This is a genomic window from Paenibacillus sp. HB172176, from assembly GCF_011947265.1.
In the GTDB taxonomy this organism is placed as follows: domain Bacteria; phylum Bacillota; class Bacilli; order Paenibacillales; family Paenibacillaceae; genus Pristimantibacillus.
In genome coordinates this window covers 1-24,163 of the sequence record NZ_JAATHD010000004.1, presented here as the reverse complement: position 1 = coordinate 24,163, position 24,163 = coordinate 1, and the positions used below count along the sequence as shown (strand labels likewise).

Genomic DNA, 24,163 nt, shown 5'->3' with positions numbered 1-24,163 from the left:
TCATTTCCAGCATCCTCTCAAAATGAAAGCGCTTAATTAAGTGGGCAGCCGCCTGCCTCCAAGCGGCACCCCTTTCATTTGCGACATACCATTAATCCAGGGCATGGGGCTGACGCCTTGTAAACGCAGAAAAAAGAGATCATCGCCCGCCGCATAGCTGCACGGGGGAGATGAGCTCCTTGTTATTCCGCATTCTATCGCCTATGACAAGCCGGATTTGATCTGGGGTTGATTTCGGAACGAGGTCGGCTGTACGCCGAAGGATCGCTTGAAGGCTCTTCGGAACGATTTGTCATTGCTGTAGCCGACGCGAACAGCGATGTCCTGAATCGGAGCGGCGGTTCTCTTGAGCAAATCGCATGCTTCATTCAGCCGAAGCTGCTCCAGATATTCCGAGAAGGCCATGCCCACGTATTCCTTGAAGGAGGTGGACACAAAGCTTTCGGTCTGCTGGTATTCGCTTGCCAGCATGGCCAGACTCAGATTATTGTCTGCGAAATTCACTTCCACATAATGCTTCATGCTCTCGAACATGTCCTGCTGCTTCGCCGATCTCTGCTGCATAATCTTGTCGCTGGTTGCCAGCAGCATCGACTTCACCCGCTGAAACCCGGACAGAGCTTCGCCTGCTCCCTCCAAATCCGCATGATCCAATTGAAAATCGATCGTACCGGACAAATACTGCGCTTGCTCGGAGAGCTTCAGCAAAGTGCCCTGGATTTCCGAATGCAGCTGCCTGACACGCCACGGACTAAGCTTGCGCATCTCGAAATTCTGGGTTTCGATATGCTCCAGGAGCCGCTCCAGCGCCTCGGTGTCTCCCAGCTTGATCGTGTTCAGCAGCTTGTATTCCAAATCGAGCGGATAATAATAATGATTGGAATCATAACTGATCGTCTCATAGCTGACGAGCTTCAAGGAAGTGTCTGGATCCTGAACGTCGAGCGCTTGCAGCGCTTCGTTGCAGGAGCGCCATAGATCCAGACCATGATGATACAGCTGTCCGATCCCGATGGAGGTCATCAGCTTGTGCTCGCTCAGGAGCTTCTTCTGAAACCGATCCAATTGCTTGGTCAAGCCTGCCAGCTTCTCCTCTGCCCGAGTGCCGCTGAAAGAGTAAATCAAAGCAAGCTTGTCCGATTTCAAATCATGAATATACCAGCATTCCTCAAGCTCGGGGGACCATAGTCGCTTGACATGAGCTTTCTCCGCCAGCAGCTCTTCGCGAACCCTGTATTCCGTCGCCTGAATTTTCAGAATCGCCACGCCAACATGTTCCTCTGCAAGTGTCATGTGCGCTTGATTGAGGTACGTTCTCATCTCTTGCTCGTTATGAAAGCCGCTCTTCAGCAATCGCTCCAGACAAGCCGCTTGCAGCATGGGCAGCTGCTGCTCCATCTTAACGTTCATATCTTTGTTATCGCTAATAATGTCGTGAACCGTCGAGGCAAGCAATTCGATTTCGTTCGTCTTCCGCTCCGGCTCTCCTCGGGCGAATTCCCGAATCGAGTCGACGAGATCCTCGATCGGCTTGCTATTGCGATAAGCGAACAAGTAGGCAATGAGACAGCCTAGCGCCAGGGCGATTCCGGCGATGATCCAATTGATTCGCTTAATGTATTCCGCTTTGGAGAATACCGCGTCGGCCGGAATGCCAACCGTATAGGTCCAGCCTCTCTGCTGCGCCGAATACGTGGTGACGAAGATGTCGCGCCCCTGCGTTTTCAGGAAGGAGCCCGATTCTCCCGAATAGGGAACCGGCTCGAGCTGTTCCTTGCCGTTTGCCACCGAGACGATGATCTCGTTCTGCTGGTTCATGATATAAGCAAAGGCGCCTTCATGAACCATCAGCCGATCGAATAAGCTGGCAATGGAGCGTTCGTCAATCAGAATAATAATCGCGCCATCGATATGCGCTCTGCTGTTTCCGGCGGGCAATGTGCTGACATATGCCAAATAATTGTGAGTCGCTCCTCCCTTGGACACATTCTCCAAGCGCAAATACCGGTTTGTCTGGTCATTGTCGAAGACGCCCTCCAGCCACTCCCCGAACGGCGTCTCGCCAATCTTGATCGGTTCGGTGTCCAGTCTCTCGATCGCATTCTTCGAGATGACCGCCTCGCTCTTCTGCAAGTAAATGAATAAATCGGAGAAGAACTGGTTGGTTGACAACAAGCTCAGCTCATTTCGCTGCAGCTGTGAGAATTGATACAGCGAGCTTGGAGACCAATTACGATCTGCCGTAATCATACTCTTGAGCACTTCCGAATCGAGCGAGAGCAGCGATACGGTATCGCGAATTTCCGTGAGCAGCCGATTGAGCGCTTCCTCGCTTTGCTCGAGAACGGTAAGATTCAATTGCGCGGCATCCTCGCGAACAACGCCGACCGTTTTGTTATAGGCATAGACCCCGATGAGCAACGGAACGAGCAGGATGAGAAAATAAGACAATAGAAACTTGCCGAACAGTCTGTTTTTCCCCTTCAAGCTTGGCGGCCACCATCGCATCTATATCCCCCCTTTGTCTAGTCAACGATACTCTGTATCCGCTTACAATTCAACTAGATAGATATTTCCTTTTCCTTCCTCATTATGCGCGTCGGAGGTATACAGCACGTAACGATCCTCCCTGCTGAAGATCGGATGCGGATGGACATCCTGTACCTTAAAGCTGCTGTTATGCGCGCATACCTTCGTCCAGGATGCGGATCTGCCCGGCCAATTCGGTTCGATCAAATGGATGCTGGCGTCATCAATCACCCCATCGGTCACGAGCAACGTATCCTTTGAATTCGAGGTGAAATGGCCGTACGCCTTCATCTCCGGCGGGAACGACACTTCATCATAACGTTGGGCAGCCCTGTCATAATACCCGACAAAGCTTACGATCTCATCCTCTGCGCGACCAAGCTCCCGCATGGCCGGATCGTTGGGGATGCCTGACGTACCGTGATAGATCACGCCTTGACCCTGCTGCGACCACATCTCATGGCAAATCCAGAGCGAATCGGGGCCGGGCATTTGTTCTCTGATTTTCTGAATCGTCTCCCCGTCATAGAGCCAGATGCGCTGCTCCACCATCCCGCCTTCATGATTGTACAAGAGCTGGCTAGAGTCCTGAGGATGGTACTGCACATGAGTAATCCAGCCGACTTGCCGAAATAACGTATCGCAATGCCCCGTTTCCGTATCAATCTGGAGCATGCTCGAAGCTATGCCTTCCTCCTGCACCTTCATTCGAATTTGGCTGAACGGATTCCCCGGAGGGACGCGGAACGCCTCGGCGGGAATAATTGGCACGGCCGCGAGCCGGCCGGCCGACGAGAGATGCGTGAAGCCGGTCATCGCATGGGAAGGCAGGCGGCAGAGGCATTTCTCCTCAAGCGTGTCCACGTCAATCAGTCGAACCTCGTTGTCCTGGATATAGAGCATGTTGTTACTCTCCGCATTATAGGACGGACTTGCTTTCGCCAGCCCCCGATTCGGATTTCCGTCATAATATACATAGCTTCTCATGATCCCGTTCCGATTGTCTGTCAGTTGAATCGCTCTTCCATCCGCAATGGACAGCTTGTACAGATTCGGATTCCCGCTGCCGTCGTCGCTGATGTACAGAATATGTTTCTTGTCCGCGGTAAAGCTGCTGCTGGTAAAATACAAATGATGATGGTTCCCCGGAAGCGAGGTTAGCTGTCTGACGACCTTTCCCGTCTCCGGATCTTTCCGTTCAATCACTTGATGCTGTACGGTTGCGCCTTTCATATGATCACTCTCCTTCCTTGAAGCATAAGGAATAGGGAAGGCAGGGTTCTTCATTTATGTTGCGGCTTGCCGTACAATTAACGTATCTTGCGATTTATTTTTTCGAGAGGATGGAGTAGAATGGATCATTCCAGCTTGCTGGCAAGCACGCCTGCCTTTCATCTTGAATATGTGGACAGCCACAACACAGATAGACAGCCGCTCGAGCATTTCCACAACTCGTTCGAGCTGGTTCTATTCATTAAAGCCGATATTGATATATGGATCAAGGACCGGAAGTACGATATTCGGGATGGAGATATGTTATTCATAGACATCTTTGAAATCCATCGAATGGAATACAAAACCAATCAGCCTTACGAGCGGTACGTTATTAATTTCCAATATGCATTTATAAAAGAGTTGTTGCAGACGCTGCAGCTCGAATCCATGCTTCATACGCTAAGAAGCGGCGCAGGGGCCAGAATCAAGCTTGATCTGAAGCAGCGGTTTGCGATGGAAGCGGATTTTCGCCGGCTTCATGTTCTTCAGACGGAGCTTGCCGCGGATGAACAGGATGCGACCATTAAGCCCGCTATCCAGCTTCAGCTTCTTCTGCTGCTGCAGTCCTTCTTCCGGATCAGCCAGACGCAGCGCCAGTCCAGGTCATACAGCCGGATAGACCAGCAGATTCAGCGGATCATTCAGTATATTGACAAGCATTTCTCCGAGCCGATCGAGCTTGAGGATCTCGAGTCCGTGGCAGGCAGAAGCAAATATCATCTCAGCCATATTTTCAAGGAATCGACCCGCTATACCATTATTGAATATGTTCACTATCGCAGAATCGCGGAAGCCCAGAAGAAGCTGCTGTATTCCGAGCAACCAATTATCGATATCGGGCTTGCCTGCGGCTTCCAGAGCCTGCAGCACTTCTACCGCGTGTTCAAGCGAATCGCCGGAATGACGCCCTCGCAATATCGGAGATTGCATCGGGAGGAATAAGGAGAACGACGCTCGCAATTCCTGCTCTGCTAGCTTTCGAGCTCAGCCGCAGCCTTCGCGAATTGCCTCGGGGATCTTCCTGTGAATTGCTTGAACTGTCGGCTGAAGAAATATACATTGCGATAGCCGAGCGTGTCCGCCACCTCCGCCACGGTCATGTTGTTGAAGCGCAGCAAGTGCTCCGCCCGCCTTATTCGTTCCCGAATCGTGAACAGCTCGACGGTCGTAGACATCGTTTCCTTGAATTTCAGTGAAAAATAACGCGGGGACAATCCCGCACGCTCGGCTAAATCCTTGAGGGAATGGCGCATGCCCGGATTCTGGCGAATGAAGTTCGCCGCTTCGTGAATCCGATTCCTCTTCTCGTCGCCGAGGAAGCCGCTCTCGTTCTTCGTCTCCCACTGCTCTCGCCGAAGCTGCTGAAGCAGCAGCGACAACAGCAGCTCCGCCTCCCGTTCATGCTGATAGGATTCGTTAATGAGCGTTTGCACATAGCGATTCAAATAGGTTTCGAAGAGAAGGGTATCCCGGATGTCCCGGTAGGAATCGAGGGATGGAACATCCGGATCATCCGCTTCGAAATGAATATAGGTCACCGTAAGCGGGTTGTCCGGGTGATGATGCGCAGAGGTGCGATCCCCCGGACGGAACAAGAAGCAGCTTCCCTTCGACAAAGGGAAGAGCTCCCCGTTCAGATTCATCTCTCCCGCCCCGTCCCACACATACCACAAATCAAAGTCGGTCAAAGGCTGCTCCTTCGTATTCCATTTCCAGCCCGTCTCGCAGGTAACCTGCCCGTAATTATTGCAAATCCGAAGGATTGACTCTCGTGTCATCCCGTTTGCCCCCTACTAATGGAAACTTGAATTTATGTAGTTCAGTATAACTCTTTGGGCATGTGATGCATTTCAGAAGCCCGCGATCCCTCCTACAATAGAGCTGAACCCTAACCTTTCATCACAATGAGGAGATGATGACATGCATCCATTCATGGGTATTGAAGACTGGCAGCGGACCGGATTCTCCGTCGAGCAATCCGCCAAGAGACTTCAGCGGATCGCCTATGCGGATCGACAGCTCATGCGGGTTGAAGCCGGTCATATGACGGCTCGCCCGGAATACGAATTGAAAGGCGCTCTCGCCCGCATGCTCTGGCAGGACGCCTCGCATTATGATGCCTTGCGCAATCGCGGCAAGCAGCTGCGTATGAGCGTGGTTGCGTTCGACAAATGCCCGGATGAGGCGCTGGAGGAGCTGATGTCCCGCGTCCTCGATTCTCCATCAACGCTTATGCTGTTATCCGCCTTGTTCGAGGTGGTCAAGCCTGCGCAGATTGCCGCGATAAAGGAGTACCTGCAGCTTGCGCAGCCTATCGTCGACGAGCCGACCATCCAGATGCTGCGGCATCAACTGCTTGATCGCGAGGAGCAAGTGCAATGGGGGCTGTCGGCGATTGACGAATACAGAGCCGCTGCCGGGGCGGAGGAGCTGCAAGGCTGCGCGTCCTGGACTGCTTATATGAAGGCGCTGCTGGATGCCGCCGGCGGCATGAGTGGTCAAGACGCTCGAACGCCGGTCCCGGCTCGGGCTGTCGTCCCCGCGAAGCCTTTCGCGCTGCCCGAATTGAGCACACGAGACCCGCGTTTCACCAGTGCGATTATCAAACACGAGGGCTTGACCTTCGAGCAGAACGATGACGGCCGCTTCCTCATGATGATGTACAATCGTTTCTTCGAAATGACGGCCGCCGAAGCCATTGCCTATGTTCATTATACAGAAATCGGAAGACCGTGGGCCTTCTATTACGATACGGCAAGACATACTTGGGACGAGGTGCGGCATTCCTGGTTCGGAGAGGCAGCGCTGCGCTTGAAGGGGTATGATGTCTATGCCGCTCCCAACTGGACAGGCTGGTATCATATGACGGCCAATCTGTTCGAGAAGGATGAAGCCTATACTCATTTGACGATCGCGATCGAGAAAGCGGCTATGAAATATCCTCCGGGCAAGCGCGAGGAATGGGAGTTCTGCCGGGATACGGTCGCCGATCCGCTCATGACCACCTTCCAGGACTTCGATTGGGCGGATGAGGTTGTTCACGCGGGCTTCGGGCAGCGCTGGGTCGTCGAGCATCTCTTCGAAGGGGACGCGGTCAAGGCCAAGGAGGCAGGCGAACGAACGGTTGAGAAAAGATCGGAGTTCATGGCTGCAAGCGAGGCGGGACTACCGCCCGAGGGCTTGTCATTCGGCGGGGGCTATTGAGAAGGTCACGCCTCCTCTCGGCGTGCATTAAAGGGGCAGTAAGCCGTAACGATTATTTTTTCACCTTAGGCGCCGCTTCCCGTTGCTCATCTTCTCTAACGGATGTTTCTTCACCTTAGCGGTCAATATGCGTATTCATACACCGCTTTCGGCATGCTAAGATACGAAAAAAAAGGAGCGAGATTAATGACTTCAACCAATGATTCAAGGGCGCCGCAGCCAAGGCTGGGTATTCAGGGCTCCGTTCTGGCATGGCAGGATCCTTGGGCGGGACAGGCATCCGATCAATTGATGCGTACCGGAACAGGCCGGATCGTCTTGTCTCAGGATGATGCGCCTCGAGGGCAAGAGTTTATGAAAGCGCTTCGAGAGCTGCATGCGGACTTCTATGTTCATCACGTTTTTCCCGGATTCGAGGGGCAGCGCGAGCTTCTCGCCGATGCTTGTCAATACGGAATCGACCTGTGCCTCGGCAATGAATACGGCAACATTAACGGTCCATGGGTAGAGGGAACGAACCGCTACGATATTCCCGATGCCGAGCTGCTCGAAGCAGCCGCATCCGGACGATTGATCGGTATTCTCTACGATGAACCGGAGCATCTTCAAATTAATGCAGCCCAATATCGAAAGGACGGATGGTTCCCTCATTGGAAGAATGGCGATGGCGCAGCCTCCTCTTCATCATCGGAGCAGCCGCTTAATGCTCAAGCCCGTCTGGATCATGCCCGCGAATGCGTGACGAAATCCGTAGAGACTCGCGTCAAGCATGTTCAGGCATTGCTTGCTAATGCTCATTCGGACAGTGCGGCTCATGCGGGCGTTCCCGGAGCCGCCGCGTCAAGCGTGCCTCTCTTGTCCGAGCAGGTATTCCCCGTTCTCTTCCATGCGCAAGCAAGGGGAGGAATGGCTCCTTGTCCGAAAATAATGAAGGAATCCTTCCAATCCTTACAGCTCGCAACAGCCTTGGGCGCCGCAAAGCAATATGGCAGGCCGATGTGGATATGCGCGGATCTATGGGGCCCCGATGTCGGGAGCTGGTTCACGCGCACGCCCGGTTTCCCGGGCCATTCGCCGGAAGAATTCGCATCCGCGCTGCGAATGGGCTATTACATGGGACCCAGCCATCTCTTCGCCGAGAATGCGGATGTCCTTCTGAGCTATGGAGCAGACGGCTTCCGCAACACAGAATTCGGCGATGTGTGGCAGCAATTCACTCGCGAATTCATACCCGCCAATCCGCTTAGGTGGACCCATCAGGATGCGGCCGCCACTATTGCTCTTATACACTCCGATGACAGCAATTACGGTCAGAACGAACGCCCCTTTGGCAGCCGGGAGCTGTCGATGCCGGCAGAATCGCAAAGCGTGTTCCGCATCTGGCATATGCTCAGTCACGGAGCGATTCCCGCTCATGGAAACAACATGCATATTCCCGGCTTTGACTTTCCCAGACATGAGCTAAAGCGGCAATATGCCGCGGAGCGTTTCCCGCTCCGCAGCGGTGCTGTATTGCCTGATAAGCCTAACGTGCATCCGCTCTTCTATCCAACAAACAACGTCCTGGTGTACGATGGGTTCGTGCAAGAGCATCAGCTTGGCTCGCCGAACCTCATCATCGTCGCCGGAACATCCGTTTCTTCGGGTACCTTGCTTGCTGTGCGCAAACATGCGGAAGAGGGCGCTGCGGTCATCGCAGCCGAATGGCTGCTGCCGGCAGAGTGGCGCTCGAGCAAGCGTTACGCCAGCGGCGGCCTTTGGCTCCCCGTGTCCGACTTCCTATCCGATGCAGTTAGAGAAGCATGCGCGCCTCATCTCGGCCGACCCGACTGCTGGACGCAGCGCTTCGGAGCCTCCGAGATTCGCATGTACAAGAAGGATGCGGACGGCTTCACGCTGGACTTTGAATCTATACTCTAAAGCACTAAAATTTCGTCGGTTCATTTTCATTTCTGGCGGTAGCTGTCAGGTCATGTTTGATTCTAAAGAAGATTCATAACGTTAAACGCCTAAAGCTCAGGCCTGCGTGTATCTAGCGCTGGTGACCAGCGTTACAGCCCCATCCCGGGCCGCTTTCTGCACTGCAACGAAGATTCAGAGGCTGTCGATTAACTGTAGACTGGGTTGCAAGGTTGATTTCCAGCGCTGCAGCTTCAGATCACGCTCCGGCTGAGGTGTTCTACAAGTTGGTGATTCACAGTTAATCGACAGCGTCATTCATATCGTTCGTTAGATTTGAAAATGACGTCTTTCCGCTCTGTTCGATCTCCACCTTTGCGGGGTTCAGCAACTTTGTAAACATCAGGTTGGGAGAAGCGCCTAAAACGCAAATGTTCGTTACTCGAAATAATCAATTCGTCAGGACTGTCATTTCCGATTCTGCAGCAACCCTCAGAAGGCCCCGCGACCGCCCCCTCCTCCGCCGCCCCCTCCGCCTGAAGAGAACGATCCGCCCGAATCGTCTGATGGATTGGCTGTAGCAGCTATTTTGTTAAACGCGCTATTGAATGAATGACTCCCGTTGGTATATTCGTACATATAGAAGTAATCATCCTGAAGATTCGCCCGTTGATCTATCGGGAGGAGAGATTTCATCATCTCCGCTACGCCCTTGGCAACCCCCAAAGGAATGGCATAAACGAAATAATGCTGCCATTCATACACGCTTAAAGGCTCTCTGACATCCAATGTGTTGTATTGCTGCAAATAGCGTCTGAACGCTTGCCACTTCTTATATTCGGTCTCCCCGTAGCGTGATCTTCGTCTGCGCTTGGGCCGAAGAAACAACAGCGGCAAAGCGCAAAAGGCTATCCAGTTCACATTCTCCGAGGCCAGAAACATAATACCGAAAAATTGCAGGAAAAACAGAAGCAGGACAGCCCAGAATGCTTTACTGTGATACTCGTAATACCCGAGCTCGTCTACTCTTGCTTTCACGGCATTCTTCCATTCTCCAAACCGTGACATAAACGTCTTGGCCTCGGTCTCGGATTGCCCGCGCAGCTCAGAGAGTCGCAAACTCCCGCTTCGGCCCTGTTCATGAAATAACCAATTCATCAACAATTGCTCATGCGGGTCTAATTCACTCCACTCATACTTTATCAGGATAAAGGCATAATCGTCCTTCTCCTTTTTCTCCAGACGAAGATATCCCTTTCTCACAAAATCTATTAGAGTGGCATACAAATCAATAGCATTTAATCGATGCTTTCGCAGGAAGCTCACGACGGCAGGCGTTACGTCATTCGGCAGCTCGCTGCAGTACTTGTCCCTCCACTCCGACTTGTGCTTCTTGCCGTACTTCATACGGGCAATAAACCCGACGACAATGTTCAAAAGCAGCAGCGCCAATCCCAAATCGGCTCTATCGTCACCGTTGCTTTCGTATGAAGCTGCATCCGCATCCGCCCACGCTTGCTCCTCTGCTATAATGTTATCGAGCATCATCTCCTGGCTTCGATTGACGCTGTCAGGCACGATCTCCACAGGAAACAGAACGCGCGCCTCCACCGTTTCTCCCGCAGATAACGGTCCTACTTCATAATACACCGTGCCATCCTCCGTATACTCCACTGTGCCACTGTCCGGACCATGGCCATACATCTTCACCTGCTCTGGCTGCGCCCCTTCCGGCAGCCTGACGTTAATGAGAACAGAGGCAATGTCGCTGCTATTCGATTCATCGAAAAATTTCCAATACAATTCAGCGGTATCGGCATAGACCTTCACCGCATTGTCAACAACATACGAGAACTGATAGGCGCGAGTCTCATTGTGCGAAGCCGAATACACCTTATAGTGCTGCTCGTCCCCGTCCTCGTTCAACTCATATTCCAGTTCTTGCCGAGCTCCGGCCGTCACATCAAACACTTGAAATCCATGAATACCATTCGAATGATTGCTGTTCAGATCAATATAAATGCCGTTATATTCGCCATTAAATTCATAAATGTCCATCTCTGTCACATGCAAATTACCGGCATTGTCCACAACGACATCTATCTGGGCCTTCTTAATCTCGAAGGATCGTTCCTCCGCTGCTGCCACAGACATGATCGGTATGAGCAAAACGAGCATGAAACACAATAAAACGACTACTCTTCTAATCACACAGCCTGTCCCCTTCCCGCGATGTTCATCCTATCGGAATCATAACTGTCTATTTATGGTTGTTTCTGTGTAAATTATATGTGTATATTCGTATTCCGTCCATATATGAAATCTGAAGTCTGTCGCGCATCGGTTAGCGTCGTTTGCCGAACAACGCCAGACTAATCGCTTATAACGCAAACAAAGCCAAGCCTGTTCATCCTAACAGGTTGGCTTTGCTTCTGCTTCTAATCGCATGGACTTCTATAAGACAAGCGCCTCGCACAATTCATCGCCTGGTCGGCAGCGGTCGCCTAGCTGCCGCCATACGTACGTTGGTAGGATGCGTTATACATATCCCTCAGTTCATGCGCGCCCAACTTCACGCTTTGATCGACAAAGGCTTTGATCGTATTGTCGTTAATCGGCGTTCGTCCGGCAATGAATTCGGAAATCTTCTGATCCATATACGTATTGAGATTCGATTTCTTCGCTTTCTCGAGATCCGTCTCCGCCGGCGTCATGACTAGCGACTTCGGAGCCTCCACCAGCCTCGGCAGATATAAGTCCTCGATTCGCTGGGCGGCTTCGCTCAACACCTCGGCTTCGCGCGACTTGCCAAAGTCGAGCGCAATGCCCGGATACCATATACCGTAATCGCCGCGAAGAATCGAGTACGGAGCAGGACCCAGTGATTCCAGAAACTTGGCCTCGCCGTTTACTCGTTCATAGGTCTCGCCTTCAATGCCGAGCGACAATAAGTCAGAACCTCGCTCGCCCATGAGGAAATCAAGGAAGCGGACAGCCGCTTCGGGATCCTTGATCTTGCCGGAGATGGTAATTCCCGACCCGCTGACCATATTACGAGAGAACAGATACGGTTCTATGCCGGGAGAGGCGAAGAGCGGCATCGTATCCATCTCGTAGCCGTCGATCATTCCCGCTTTCTCCGCATTGTTGTTGAACATTTGAATACGCGTCTTCCAGAACCAGCTTACCAGCCCTTTGCCCGACAGCATTCTCTCCTCCCATTGCGCAGACTTCATAATGAGAAACTCGGGATCAAGCAGCTTCTCGTCATACAGCTTGTTCATATACTCGAGCGTATCCTTGAAGCCGGAACTCTCGGGGGCGAAGACATATTCCTGCTGGTTCGGATCGAAGGCAAGCAATCCGCTAAGGCCAGTGAAGGCTGTCAGGAACGGTGAGAACAGATTTTCGGCACTGAGATTCGTCGCTCGTTCCGGCACAAGCGGATAGGTGTCGGGGTGATGCTCTTTAAGCGTTTTCAGCATATTGTAAAATTCATCTGGATTCGTCGGGTCCTTAATGCCGTATTTGTCCATCAAATCTCTGCGCACAATCCATGAATAGTTAAAGCCCGTGCCCTCCAGCATCGGCACGCCGTAGAGCCCCCCGTCCGATCCCGTAACAACCGCCTTGGCTTCGGGATATTCCTCATAATAGGCTTTCAGATTCGGGGCAATATCCAAATATTTGCTCAAATCAAGAAACACGCCGTCCGGCCCGTACGCTCGCGCATCGGTGTTGCCGGTCAACATAAAGTCGGGAACCGAATTCGTTGCGATCAAAATTTGCTGCTTCTCGGCCATGCCGTCAGCTACCGGCTCAAATTCAACCGTTACATTCGTCAGTTCGCGAATTTGGTCGAAAACCGGCCAATCATTGCGAACAGGAGCCTCCTTGCGATCCGATACCAGCCACTTGAACGTCATCGGCTTATCGAACAGCTTTCCCCCTCCCGCCGATTCCGTCGGCGCAGAGGATGAGCCTCCGCTCGGCGCGTTAGTCGCCGCCGGGTTGTCATTGCCATTGCCGGAGCTTCCTCCGCTGCAGGCTCCGGACAGCATAGCCAGCGCGGTTACGATCGCCGTTGTCGCAATCCCTTTTTTCCATACCTTCTTCATGCTCGTGTGCCTCCCCTTCTTCTTTCCATTATATAAGATAGCCAGAGTGCGCGACATCGGGACTATCCTTTGATGCCGCCAATCATGGCGCCTTGCACGAAGTACTTCTGAATAAACGGATATACGCATAGAATCGGCAGCGTCGAGATGACAATCAAGGAATATTTCACCGTCTCGACGAAGGTTCCGTCATCCTCCGCGTAGGAATCCGAGGTATTGCCGACGATAAGGATGGTTCGCAGCAGAATTTGCAACGGATACTTGTCTCTCTCGCTCAAATAAAGCATGGCGTCGAAAAACGAATTCCATTGCCCCACCGCCGTAAACAGCCCTATCGTGACCATAACCGGAATCGACAGCGGCAGCACAATGCGAAACAGCACGCCAAGCGGACCACAGCCGTCGATGGTCGCGGCATCCTCCAGCTCGCTTGGAAGCGCTGCGAAGAAAGTTCGCATAATGAACAGATACCATGTGCTCACAAGCGTGGGAATAACCATCGCCCATATCGTATTGAGCATGCCAAGCTGTTGAATGACGAGGAAGGTCGGGATAAGTCCTCCATTGAACAGCATCGTGAATGCGATCATCAGCAATAAGAAGCGCTTGCCCGGCAAAATTCGTCTTGCCAGCGGATACGCCAGCATGCTCGTCACGATAAGCGTCAATACCGTCTGAACAACGGTATATCGAATCGTATTCCAATAGCTGATCCACAGATCCGATCTGGATAAAATTCGTTCGTACGCGATCCATGTCCAGCCCTGCGGCAGCAGCTTCACCTCTCCTCCCTGCACAAGCGCCGGATTGCTGACCGATGCGGAGATAACATACAGCACCGGATATAAGGTGACAGCCGCAAGAAGCAGCATCAGCAAGATGTTGAATCCGTCGAAAATGCGGGAAGATACAGATATCCTCATGTTGTTCTCTCCTCCTTCACCACAGACTGGTTTCCGAATATTTGCGGGCAAGCCGATTTGCGGCAATGACCAGCACGAAGCCCACGGCCGACTGGAACAGGCCTACGGCGGTTGCGAAGCTGAAATCCGCTCCGAGCACACCTCTTCGGTACACGAACGTATTAATGACATCCGCCGTTTCATAGACCATGGGATTGTACAGCAGGATGATTTTCTGATAGCCGATTTCCAGCATATTGCCCAGATTCAGCACGAACAGAATGACAATGACCGGCACCATGCCGACGAATGTGACATGGCGGATCTGCTGAAATCGATTGGCTCCGTCCATCTTGGCCGCTTCGTAAAGAACCGGATCGATGCCGGAGATCGCCGCCAGATAGAGAATGGTGCCCCAGCCCAGATGCTGCCAGATCGTCGTGCCGATATAGATAGTGCGGAACCATTCCGGCAGACCGAGAAACATAATGCGCTCCAGGCCCAGCCACGCCAGCAAGTGATTGACGATGCCGGTTTGCGGAGAGAGGAAGGTGACCGCCATGCCGACGATGACGACAGTGGACAGGAAATGCGGCATGTAGCTGATCGTTTGCACGATTCTCCGAAACATGACGTTCTTGAGCTCATGAAGCAAAATCGCCAGCAAAATCGGTGCGGGAAAATGAAAAATCAGATCATACACATTAAGCAAAAGCGTGTTGCGAACCAGCTTCCAGGCGTCGGGCGTTTCGTAGAAGAAAGCGACGAAATGCTTCATCCCGACCCAATGGCTCCCGAATACGCCCCTGGCGACCGAGTAATCCTGAAACCCGATCAAAATGCCGTACATCGGAACATACTTGAAAATGATGTAATACAGCAGTCCCGGCAGCATAAGCAAATAAAAAACCTTCAATTTGCGAACAAGACGCCACGTATACCTGGCCTTCATTCGAAAGCCGGTTGCCGGCTGCGCCGCGCGGACCGCCTCGGGATGTGTTGAGGCAGCGATAACGATCCCCTCCTTGACTCGTCGATTGGTTGTCGTGCTTCTGTACGTCCCCATCGTAGCAAGCATGACGGAATATCGTATAGCGCCCATTTTTGTAGAAGGGGCGAGTTGTGAGGATGGGCTTGTTCAAGGGCGGAACGCCGCAATAGGGGCGTTATTTGCGATATAAGGGGCATTATTTGCGTTGGGAAACGGCCCGAGAAACAGGAGAGCCTCAGTCTTCCAGAGAGCGGCGATCGCACACCAAAAACTTGTTGCGATTCTGCAACATTATTACCACCATTCATGCAAATACGGCAACGTTGTTGCATCATATGCCATCTATTAGCGACTTTTCTGCGGACATCAGGGTCAAATAGTTGTATATTCGCATCATTTCCATCAAAAAAGCTACAGAATCGTTAATGATGTTGTATATTCGCAACAATATGTTCTCTCTATTTTGAGGTATATTCCCCCATCTAACGAATAGTCATAACGTTATTTACTCGAAATCAGCCGAATCTGGATTTTAACGAAGATTCGTATCGCTATTCCAGCAAAAATGGACTTGTAATCGAGCAATAGGGACAAATAAGGTTACAGATCTTCGTTAGATTTTGGAGTCATGCAGCATAGGGACTTTAACGTTATCAGTCTTCGTTAGAATCGAACATGACCCGTACGGACGCCGTCGCTAGAAATAAATATGAACCGATTGTCCACAACAGTCGAAATTGTTCATTTCCTAAACAACACCAAAAAATCCGCTACGGTTAAAAACCATAACGGATTCCGAAAAAATGATATTCGTCCCCATCAGGACCCGGATTTGCAAGCCTCGCGATATTTGCCCGGCGTAATGCCGACCTGCTTGCGAAAGGTCTTGATAAAGGAGTTGCGGCCCAAATAGCCGACCTCTATCGCGATATCGTCAATTCTCTTATCACTCTCCAGCAGCAGTTGTTGAGCGGCCTCTATCCGGCAGCGGGTCAAATAATCGATGTACTTCTCGCCGATCGCGTCCTTGAAGCTTCTGCTGAAATGTCCAACAGACATGTTCATGCCGCTCGCCAGTTGCTCGATGGTCAAGTCTTCGGCATAATGCGTTCGAATATAGTCGGCCGACTCCCGAAATTGCTCGGCCCGGCTGCCCGTCTCCGTCTCGACGAACAGCTCCGAGGCCGTGTCTCGGAAAAACCGGCGAAGCTCCTCCCAGGTCGAGCACTCCTCCAATCGCATGTACAACGCGGTAAACTGCTCCAGGCTGAAATCATGCCGATTGTCGGCGGCGACCGTGCGGATCCAGGCGTTAAGCATATCCGAGCTGAGCTGCTTGACCGACACGGCGGCGGCGTTCTGCGACTCGGCTTGTTCGATTCGCTCCAATGCGTGCTCGAGCATTGCCGAATAATGGCCCCCGCGATACCAGTTCAATAATTGGCTGATTTGCTCCGCCGGCAAGAAGCTGTCAAGCGTCGTCTTCTCCTCGGGCTCGGCCAAGCCGCTGTAGACGATCACGCTCTCGTCCAGACTTTTCAGACGGAGCAGACGTTTGCCCCTCTGATAGGAACGATGCAGCTCGGCCATCGTCGCAACCTTGCCTCCAACGCCGATCGCGGCGCGGTATCGATCGCTTTGCCGTCCGAGCAGCTCGGCGATTTCATCGGCCTTCTCGAGCGATTCCCGATCCGAGTCCTCTCCTCTTCTGAGCTGCAGCACGCATACAAGCAGGTCTTTGTGCAAGGAGCAAAGCCACACCTCGTCCCGCAACAACCGCTCCAGCTTGTTTTTCAAATCGACCATCAAATAGGACTTGCCCGTCTCCGTTACATCGACCGCGAATACCAGCTCAATGCAAAGAGCGGCAAGATCGAGCTGCGGGAGCATGCGGAACCCGATTTCCTTCGCGTAATAGTCGATCGACAGCTCATCCCGGAATTCTCCAAGCAATATTTTGCCCAAAAAGATTTCATGCATAATCGGCGACATCCCGTTAATTTGAACGGACATATCCTGATGCTCCAGCATCAGATGCTTCGCCCAGGAACGTATTTGCTCCAGCTCGTTGCCCGGCATGTCATGAGGCAGATTCGCCTTGCGCCGGCCCGTCTCCAGCTCCTCTTTGATTTCCCGAATCGGCGTATGCATTCTTCTGCTGACGAGGAAGGAGAGCATCGTTCCGGCTAGCAGAAACAGCAGCAGCAGGAGAATGCTTCCTCGTTTGATCTGATCTCCCGTTCGATTCAGCTCCTTAATATCCGTCAGGCCGACATAGAACCAATCATGTCTGCCAAGCTGATGGCCGAACGCCCTCCATTCCCTGTCGCCCGTCCGAATCCGAACTTCCGATCCATTATCCGACGTAATCGCCCGCATCAGCGCTTCGCTGCTCGGCATTCCCTCACCCGTATACGTCAGCACCTCGCCGCTTCGGCTAACGATTGCCGTTTCGAACAGATTGCTGTTGCGGATCTGTATCTGACTTCGCAGCTGCTCGGCATCGACATTGACGACCAAATAAGCCTTCGGATCGGGCGAATTATAGGGATAGCTCATAATGGCCGATGTATACCTGCCAGAATTCAGCTTCAAATTATCGTACAGCGCAAATTCCTCGACCGTGCGCATGGCGGTGAACGACATCATTTTGGTCCCGCTGAACATGGTCTGCAGTTGATCCTCGGACATGTCGGCGAAATGATTAATATAGGAAAAGAACACTTGCTTTCCGAAGCTTCCTGTCGGGTGAACGACCAAATCATGGCCGGTCAGCACCAAATACGCATCCGAAGCAAGCGGATGCCCCGCAACCATCGCGGACATCTGCGACATAAAGGTTCCTAGCAGCTCGTTGCGGTCGATGGAATCCGACTCTTCGTCCTGCATCCTCAAATATCGGTCAAGTCCGGGATAGCCGAGCAGCTTGATCATGTCGTTCTGAAGCGCATTGATCATTTCATCGGTCCGATCCGCGAAATGACCAATCACGATCTGGCTCGATTTCTCCATCTCGCGCTCCAGCAGACTCGTGACGTAGGTATAGATAAACAAGCTTGCCAGCATGGATGGCACGAGAATGAATACGAGAAAGGTTACAAAAAAACGCCAGAACAAAGTGACTTTCCGGACTCCCCTTGCCTTCAGATTCAGCAGCGCGACCCGCCCCCTTGCAATGATTGTATCTTATTATAACAAACGGGGAGCTGCTGGGAAGCGGTTACAAAATTCGTCCCTTTCGCAAAAACGAACCCTTTCGCCTCGCTTCATTATTGAGCTCTAAGAATGAGAAAAACACCTGATGGCATCCTTCTCAAAAGTAATCAGCGTAAATGCGCGGTACCGCGCTGTTTCGATCCTGCAACGCTGTTTACTAACGTTACAGAGGGGAAAGCCGTCCGCATCGGGACTGTAGCGCTGGCTACCAACGTTGCAGCATGGAAAACAGGCCGCATGGGGGCTGCAGCGCTGGCTACCAACGTTGCAGCATGGAAAACAGGCCGCGTGGGGGCTGTAGCGCTGGCTACCAACGTTACAGCGTGGACTGCGGCCTGGGATGAGGCTCTAACGCACATCAAAACGAGCATGATTTCTGCCCGAAAACAACTCTGCATTCATGAAATGTCCGCTGCGAGTACTCCTTCCCTGACTCTACATACCCAGCGCCTGCTCCACATCAATCTCGCACGCGACCGCGTCTTTGCCGTCAAGCGTATTGACGAGCAGCTTGCTGCCATCGCGCGAGAAGGTCGGATGAAGGCAGACGCGATATCGATTGCGGCCTCGCCGCTCGACATCGCCGAGCGTGCGCGGCAGATGCAGCTGTCGCAAAATTTCGCCGGAGCTCTTGTCGATGAAGGAAATCTCTCCCGGTATTCCATAATCGTCCGTTACCAGCAGATTCGCATTCGCCGGCGAGACGCTGGGATGACCTCCGCTGTTATGGGAGCTTATCTTGCGATATCGCGTGCCGTCATATCTGACCTCCGCCAGGCATAATCGCGAGCCGTCGTCGGGATCGGGACCGTAGCCTACGAGCATCTCGCCGTCCGGCTGCCAGGACCAATGCAAGCCGGGAACGCCGTAGCTGAGATCCAGCGCCAGATGAATCTCCTTCAGTTCCCTATCCGCCGTGAATATGTAGGTGAGCCTTGGCTCTCCGCGCCTCCTGTCGACGCAATGATTGCCGAAGAAGAACAGCACCCGCTCCCCGTCCGGGCTCCAGCGCGCGCAATAGGCCATCAGCGTAAGGCCGTCGCCCCAGCGAGCCTTCATCTCTTGGTCGCTCTGCATCAGCTTCAGCTTATGCGGATGGGACGCCAGTATTTCGGCCGTGCTGAGAACCAGCTTGCTGCTCCCGTCTTCAAGCGAGCAGCGAAACAGACCGTGCCGCTCTCTCTGCAAGAAGGGAACGGGCGCTTCCTCCGGCTTGAACATCCCGTCTCCGTAGCCCGCCGCATACAGCATGCCGAGCAAGCCGGAGAGAATCGGCTCTCCGAAGGGAGGCGCGCCTTCCATATCGCCCTCCATCGAGCGTTCCTCGCCGGTGGCCAGTTCCCTGCGGACGATGCGCGGCTGCCTCATGCTGCCGCTCTGATAATACACGAACCGTGCGTCCGGACTCCAGGTTTGCCATCTCCCCGTATGATAGAAGCCTGTCGTCAGCTTATCTTCCCCGAATCTTTCCATCACCTCGCCATCCTTGGAGAGAACTAGAACCTCGCCTGTATCGCGATCCAGATCGGCCCCCGCCAGAAGCAATCTTCCCGAACCGTCGGGCGCGTACGGGCTGATCGTATAATAGCTGTGTACGCACCAACGATTCTGTACAGGAAACGGTCTGATGAAGGGAGCATTCATTCGAGACGGCATAAGCGTTGCCTCGCTTTCATTCGGATTTATGAAACTGCCGCAATATTGGGGCTTATCTTCTCTTCTTCCGCCCTTTCGAGCTTTTGTTTAACTCCACTTTACAATGCGCCGCCCTTGCGGTACATGAAGAAAAAGAAGATATAGCTGGATAATTGTCAGATCGAACTCCTGTACGCTCTAGGGGACATTCCCGTTTCTCTCTGGAAAAGTCTAGAGAAATAGAAGGAATCCTCGAAGCCGCATTGCTCCGCGATTTCCTTAATCGGCGCGTCAGTGTCCCTTAGCAGCTGCTTGGCATGATCAAGCCGAATTTTGTTCAAATATCGGATCGGATTACCCCCTGTATGCGTCTTGAACAATGCGGAGAAGTAGCCTGGCGATACAGCCGCCGCTTCGGCCAAATCGTTCCTCGACAGCGGCCGCATATAATCCGTCTTCATTCGTTCGATCGCCCGCTGAACCGCTTCCTTGCCGCTCGAACCGTGAACGCTGAACCGTCCGAGAGACTCCAGAAGCTTCAAGGTTTGCAGGAACTGCAGCTTGACATGCCAGTCATACCCCGTATCCTTGGCCGACCACAGCTCGTACGCCTTGCGGAAATGCTCTTCCACCGCTTGCATCTGGCCTCCCGCATGCAGGAGCTCGAGCGGCAGCGGACCTCCGGTCTCTTCGCCCGAAATCGCGTTTTGCTCCCAGTTCACGACGCGATAGCGAAACAGATAGGAATAAAAGGCAAGCGGATGCTCCCTGCTGGAGACGATCTTCATCGCATGACCCGGGCAAAGCTGGAACAGCTCTCCTGCTGCGAGTTGTCTGCTCTTCCCCGCATACTCGAGTACGCCTTCTCCGCTGTAGACATACCCGAGTGAATGAAGCGCCGTCCGATCTCTTACAATCTGATAGTTCGACCGCTCCCATCGCGGAAGGCCGCGGTTCGTAACCTCGCTAATCCGCGGAAGAAAGCTTTCAAAAAACGCATAGTCCATCATTATCCCGCCCAACATTTCTGTTTCTTGTCATCGTACCACGTTTTATCCATGCATGGGGATCCTTCTCCTTCGTCCTTTCAATGCGCATCCAACTGCTTCTTCGCCTCCTCCTCTTGTTGTTTCTTCTTATAGAATAACTCGCTTCTTTTCTTCATGGCTTTCGTAATATAACCGCCTTTGAAATTTCTCGGCTCGTAGGTCGCGACGAACGCTTGCGCTTCATAGTGGGCGACCAATTTGTAAAACTCTTTCTCCCGGTCTCTTCTGGCTGTGCAATCCAGGCGGAAACGCAAGGAATTCATGCCTTCGGCTTCACTGACCGACACGCTGAATCCGACTTCCCGAAGCTTATTAATCAGCTCCGTATTTTTGTGCGGAATATTCGCTTCAATGGAAACATAGCCAATAGCCAGCCGCTCCTCTAACAAGCCGCCAAGATAAACGCCGACCCCGAATCCAAGCGCGTACGCAATCATATTCATGTAATTGGAGAGATCGCTGAATACCAGACCGAGAGCGAATACGTAACTGAAGCCTTCCACCATTCCGATTGCCGCTGACGATCTCTTCATGCCCTTCACGGCAAGGATCGTTCTCATAATGACGACGGGCACGTACAATAGCTGCACGGCAAAGACTAATAATGCGCTTAACATAAACTCACTTCCTTTCTTGTGTAACCATTGCAGCCGACACGATTCAAATAAAAAAGCACCGTGTAGATAATGGGATTCCCATTCTCTGCATACAGTGCTTTACTTTGAGTCTATTATAAGCTTTCGGGCGGCCGGTGACAAATGAGATGCTGCCGGAGCACTACTCGAACCGAATCTCGTCGATCCAGATCGTGCCGCTGCCGCCATGCCAGAAGGTCATGGTCAGCTGTCCCGGCGCGCTGCGGTTCACGCCGTTTGCGACCAAGTCGATTTCAATATCCTTGTAGGATGTCGTAATCGTGTCGCCGCTGAATGACTCCAGGCTCTTCTCCACGCCGCCGATAGATAGATTGAAGTCCGATTGCTCTCCGCCAGCGGCTCCCTTCACCCGTATGACCATCTTGGAATAGCCGCTCAAATCCTGGTTCACATCGGTGCCAAGCCAGCCGTTGTTATTATATTGAAGCTTTAACGCGCCGCTCTCAATGACCCCGGCGCCATTCGTGAAGCTGTTCGCTCCGGCCCAATTGTCCAGATCGTTGCTGCCCGGCCATGAAGGAGAGCCGTCGAAGTCGTCAAGCAGCAGCCCCGAGCCTGTTGGCGGCGGTGTGGGTGTGCTTCCGCCTCCCGGCGGCTGCGTGCTCCCTCCCCCGCCGCTGCCTGCACTTACCTCGATGCGGTCAAAATCCGGCGCCCATCCGCTTGGATTTGAGAACTTGATCGTGTTGTTGCCCGCATTCAAGTTAATCTGCGACTGCACGGTCCCTATCGTCGTCCAACTTCCCGTACCCGGGAAGTTAACGGTTACGGCCGCGCCTCCGTTCACGCTCATCTGGGCAGATCGGGCAGACCCGCCATTCAAATAGCTGATCGTCACAGTCGCAGAACCGGCCGCACCTGCGCTAATCCCGTTGAATTGCAGCGTTCCGCTGTTGTCGCCGACGTAGCCGACCTTACTGCCTCCCGAACAGTTGGAGCATGAGCTGATGACCGCACCTCCGAGCAAGGTATTGCCGGATGCTTCCGCCTCATAGGACGCACTGCTTCCCCCGGTGTCTCCATTGCCGCCATCTCCCCCGTCTCCACTATCGCCGCCGTCGGTTATACCGCCATCATATGGACCGCTGATCAAGCTGTACGATAACGTATTGTCGCTCTTCAAGCTATTGAACGATCCCAGATTCTGATTCGCCGGGTCGCCGCCGATGCCGACCTTCCCGATCGGTGTATAGCCGCCCGTATAGTAGTTCGTATTCGCGAATCTCACGCTTGGCTTCCAGCCTGCCGGATCAAGAATGGATAAGGCGAGCGTGTAGGTTCCATTTGCCAGATTACCAGGAATGGTAAATGAACCTGAAACGGCATTCGTTGCCGGAGCATTGTTATACGCTCTCGAGCTTGTGTTCCAATCCGTTCCCGGCAGCCAGTCGCGGATATCGGCATTGAACACGCCCTTCCAGGCTACCGTTTTGTCCGCATTCAGCAGGCTTGCCTCTACCGGCCAATCATAATAGAACGGCGAAGAACCTTTATTCGTGACATTGAACGACACGTCCATCGTTCCACCCGGCTGAACATTGCCGGAGAAGGACGCCTGGTTAATGACATAACGATAACCGAGCACCTTCTGCATGGCGGTCGCGCCGGTCTCAACGGCGGAATTGCTCGCATTGTACTCCGCAATCCAGCCCAGACTCGACGTATGCGTCTTCATAATCCAGTCGATCACATAGTTCGTGTTGCTTACGCTGCCGAGCGTGCCGTCGGGGCTGCCGCCGAGGTTCGATTGATCGCCCCAATCATAGGCCACCTCGCCGCTGTTGATCTGCGTCCTCCACGTATCTCTGGCGACCTCGCCATTGCCGCCCGAGGCGTCATCCGGCAGTGCGAAGGAATCCCACTGGATGCCGAACGGATAGCCGACGAACGTCTCCGGATAACGCACCATCACCTTTTTATCAGGAAAAGCATCCACATAAGCATCGCCAAGCGCCTGCTGAAAGCTAAGCGGGATACGATCTGTGCCATCCGCAAATTTATTGGGATAAATATGCTGCTCGCCCCAATTGCCGAACAAGCCGAACTCCACCGCAGCGACTCTCGGATCATCATTCCAGGCTTGTCCGAGCTTGTCGATGAAGGCAATCATCCTGTTCTTATACGTATCCGACAGCCATTGTCCTGCCGGATCGCCGTGCGGAATGCCGTCCGGCCAATATTCGCCCACATTCGGATAGACGATGACCACCCGGGGCACGACCTTCAAGTTGCGGCTCTCCAGCCCAGCCCAAGCCGTGTTGCTCCAGTCCTTGATCTTCTGCACCGAATCGGACGCCAGATTCTCCAGATCCGTATACGGAATATACTGCTTGTAGATCGACGTATACTCCTTGTCCGGAAAGTTCGTGCTTCCGATATACACCGATGGTCTGAAGCCACTATTGGGGTTCTTGAACGCCTCTGAGGTTTCCGACAAATTGACAGTCAACGTCCCCACATCGGCATTCGCTTTCTGGACCGGCCAGCTTACTGCCCCGACAGCGAGTACAATGGCCAGCAAGCTTAGCATGCCCGGCCACCTGAACATTTTTTTCATTAATATTCCCTCCTGTAACGATTTCGGTAAACGCTTTCAGTAGAGTAGAGAACTGAATTTCGTTGGAGGGCGCAAGCCCTCTAGTTACTTTCCAGTTCCCCCTTCATCAAACCGGACGTGAGGTTTTCCCTC

15 protein-coding genes are annotated in these 24,163 nt (G+C 52.9%); 3 read left to right on the top strand and 12 right to left on the bottom strand.

Annotated features, from left to right (window positions below):
* Positions 1–201: 201 nt before the first annotated feature.
* A complete protein-coding gene (locus HFP08_RS07510) occupies positions 202–2,508 on the bottom strand; it encodes a helix-turn-helix domain-containing protein (RefSeq protein ID WP_168119974.1) in 2,307 nt (768 codons plus the stop codon).
* Between the two features lie 42 nt (positions 2,509–2,550).
* Positions 2,551–3,762, bottom strand: a complete 1,212-nt coding sequence (locus HFP08_RS07505) for an oligogalacturonate lyase family protein (protein WP_168119973.1) — start codon at positions 3,760–3,762, stop codon at positions 2,551–2,553.
* Between the two features lie 120 nt (positions 3,763–3,882).
* Between HFP08_RS07505 and HFP08_RS07500 the strand changes: the two genes are divergently transcribed.
* The gene (locus tag HFP08_RS07500; protein ID WP_168119972.1) at positions 3,883–4,746 is read left to right on the top strand and encodes a helix-turn-helix transcriptional regulator; all 864 of its coding nucleotides are present in this window, start codon (positions 3,883–3,885) and stop codon (positions 4,744–4,746) included.
* A gap of 29 nt (positions 4,747–4,775) precedes the next feature.
* Here HFP08_RS07500 and HFP08_RS07495 read toward each other — a convergent pair whose 3' ends face one another.
* A complete protein-coding gene (locus HFP08_RS07495; protein WP_168119971.1) occupies positions 4,776–5,582 on the bottom strand; it encodes an AraC family transcriptional regulator in 807 nt (268 codons plus the stop codon).
* Between the two features lie 142 nt (positions 5,583–5,724).
* On the opposite strand from HFP08_RS07495, the gene HFP08_RS07490 reads away from it, so the two are divergent.
* Both HFP08_RS07490 and HFP08_RS07485 read left to right on the top strand, forming a co-directional pair.
* The gene (locus HFP08_RS07490; protein ID WP_168119970.1) at positions 5,725–7,008 is read left to right on the top strand and encodes a hypothetical protein; all 1,284 of its coding nucleotides are present in this window, start codon (positions 5,725–5,727) and stop codon (positions 7,006–7,008) included.
* Positions 7,009–7,194: 186 nt separating this feature from the next.
* Positions 7,195–8,928, top strand: a complete 1,734-nt coding sequence (locus tag HFP08_RS07485; protein WP_168119969.1) for a hypothetical protein — start codon at positions 7,195–7,197, stop codon at positions 8,926–8,928.
* Positions 8,929–9,399: 471 nt separating this feature from the next.
* Here the strand turns inward: HFP08_RS07485 and HFP08_RS07480 are convergent, their stop codons facing one another.
* The 9 genes from HFP08_RS07480 to HFP08_RS07440 all read right to left on the bottom strand — a co-directional run bounded on the left by HFP08_RS07480 (position 9,400) and on the right by HFP08_RS07440 (position 24,031).
* Positions 9,400–11,118: a DUF2207 domain-containing protein gene (locus tag HFP08_RS07480; protein WP_168119968.1), complete on the bottom strand. Its 1,719-nt coding sequence runs from the start codon at positions 11,116–11,118 to the stop codon at positions 9,400–9,402.
* Positions 11,119–11,411: 293 nt separating this feature from the next.
* The gene (locus HFP08_RS07475; RefSeq protein ID WP_168119967.1) at positions 11,412–13,025 is read right to left on the bottom strand and encodes an extracellular solute-binding protein; all 1,614 of its coding nucleotides are present in this window, start codon (positions 13,023–13,025) and stop codon (positions 11,412–11,414) included.
* A 62-nt stretch (positions 13,026–13,087) separates the two neighbouring features.
* A complete protein-coding gene (locus HFP08_RS07470; protein ID WP_168119966.1) occupies positions 13,088–13,948 on the bottom strand; it encodes a carbohydrate ABC transporter permease in 861 nt (286 codons plus the stop codon).
* A 16-nt stretch (positions 13,949–13,964) separates the two neighbouring features.
* Complete coding sequence (locus tag HFP08_RS07465) at positions 13,965–14,879, bottom strand: ABC transporter permease (RefSeq protein WP_346768725.1); 915 nt, start codon at positions 14,877–14,879, stop codon at positions 13,965–13,967.
* An 858-nt stretch (positions 14,880–15,737) separates the two neighbouring features.
* Positions 15,738–18,035 (bottom strand): helix-turn-helix domain-containing protein, encoded by a 2,298-nt coding sequence (locus tag HFP08_RS07460; RefSeq protein WP_168119965.1) that lies wholly within the window; start codon positions 18,033–18,035, stop codon positions 15,738–15,740.
* A 534-nt stretch (positions 18,036–18,569) separates the two neighbouring features.
* Positions 18,570–19,790, bottom strand: a complete 1,221-nt coding sequence (locus HFP08_RS07455) for a TolB-like translocation protein (RefSeq protein WP_168119964.1) — start codon at positions 19,788–19,790, stop codon at positions 18,570–18,572.
* A 155-nt stretch (positions 19,791–19,945) separates the two neighbouring features.
* Positions 19,946–20,779, bottom strand: coding sequence for a helix-turn-helix domain-containing protein (locus HFP08_RS07450; RefSeq protein WP_206109203.1), 834 nt, complete (start codon positions 20,777–20,779; stop codon positions 19,946–19,948).
* Positions 20,780–20,856: 77 nt separating this feature from the next.
* Positions 20,857–21,435, bottom strand: coding sequence for a DUF2179 domain-containing protein (locus HFP08_RS07445; protein ID WP_168119962.1), 579 nt, complete (start codon positions 21,433–21,435; stop codon positions 20,857–20,859).
* A gap of 160 nt (positions 21,436–21,595) precedes the next feature.
* On the bottom strand, positions 21,596–24,031 hold the full coding sequence (locus HFP08_RS07440) for a DUF4832 domain-containing protein (RefSeq protein ID WP_168119961.1): 2,436 nt from the start codon (positions 24,029–24,031) through the stop codon (positions 21,596–21,598).
* Positions 24,032–24,163 lie beyond the last annotated feature (132 nt).

Bases quoted from the DNA above. Each gene is read 5' to 3' on its own strand.
- HFP08_RS07510 (WP_168119974.1), bottom strand. From the start codon at position 2,508: ATGCGATGGTGGCCGCCAAGCTTGAAGGGGAAAAACAGACTGTTCGGC.
- HFP08_RS07505 (WP_168119973.1), bottom strand. From the start codon at position 3,762: ATGAAAGGCGCAACCGTACAGCATCAAGTGATTGAACGGAAAGATCCG.
- HFP08_RS07500 (WP_168119972.1), top strand. From the start codon at position 3,883: ATGGATCATTCCAGCTTGCTGGCAAGCACGCCTGCCTTTCATCTTGAA.
- HFP08_RS07495 (WP_168119971.1), bottom strand. From the start codon at position 5,582: ATGACACGAGAGTCAATCCTTCGGATTTGCAATAATTACGGGCAGGTT.
- HFP08_RS07490 (WP_168119970.1), top strand. From the start codon at position 5,725: ATGCATCCATTCATGGGTATTGAAGACTGGCAGCGGACCGGATTCTCC.
- HFP08_RS07485 (WP_168119969.1), top strand. From the start codon at position 7,195: ATGACTTCAACCAATGATTCAAGGGCGCCGCAGCCAAGGCTGGGTATT.
- HFP08_RS07475 (WP_168119967.1), bottom strand. From the start codon at position 13,025: ATGAAGAAGGTATGGAAAAAAGGGATTGCGACAACGGCGATCGTAACC.
- HFP08_RS07470 (WP_168119966.1), bottom strand. From the start codon at position 13,948: ATGAGGATATCTGTATCTTCCCGCATTTTCGACGGATTCAACATCTTG.
- HFP08_RS07465 (WP_346768725.1), bottom strand. From the start codon at position 14,879: ATGAAGGCCAGGTATACGTGGCGTCTTGTTCGCAAATTGAAGGTTTTT.
- HFP08_RS07455 (WP_168119964.1), bottom strand. From the start codon at position 19,790: ATGCCGTCTCGAATGAATGCTCCCTTCATCAGACCGTTTCCTGTACAG.
- HFP08_RS07450 (WP_206109203.1), bottom strand. From the start codon at position 20,779: ATGATGGACTATGCGTTTTTTGAAAGCTTTCTTCCGCGGATTAGCGAG.
- HFP08_RS07445 (WP_168119962.1), bottom strand. From the start codon at position 21,435: ATGTTAAGCGCATTATTAGTCTTTGCCGTGCAGCTATTGTACGTGCCC.
- HFP08_RS07440 (WP_168119961.1), bottom strand. From the start codon at position 24,031: ATGAAAAAAATGTTCAGGTGGCCGGGCATGCTAAGCTTGCTGGCCATT.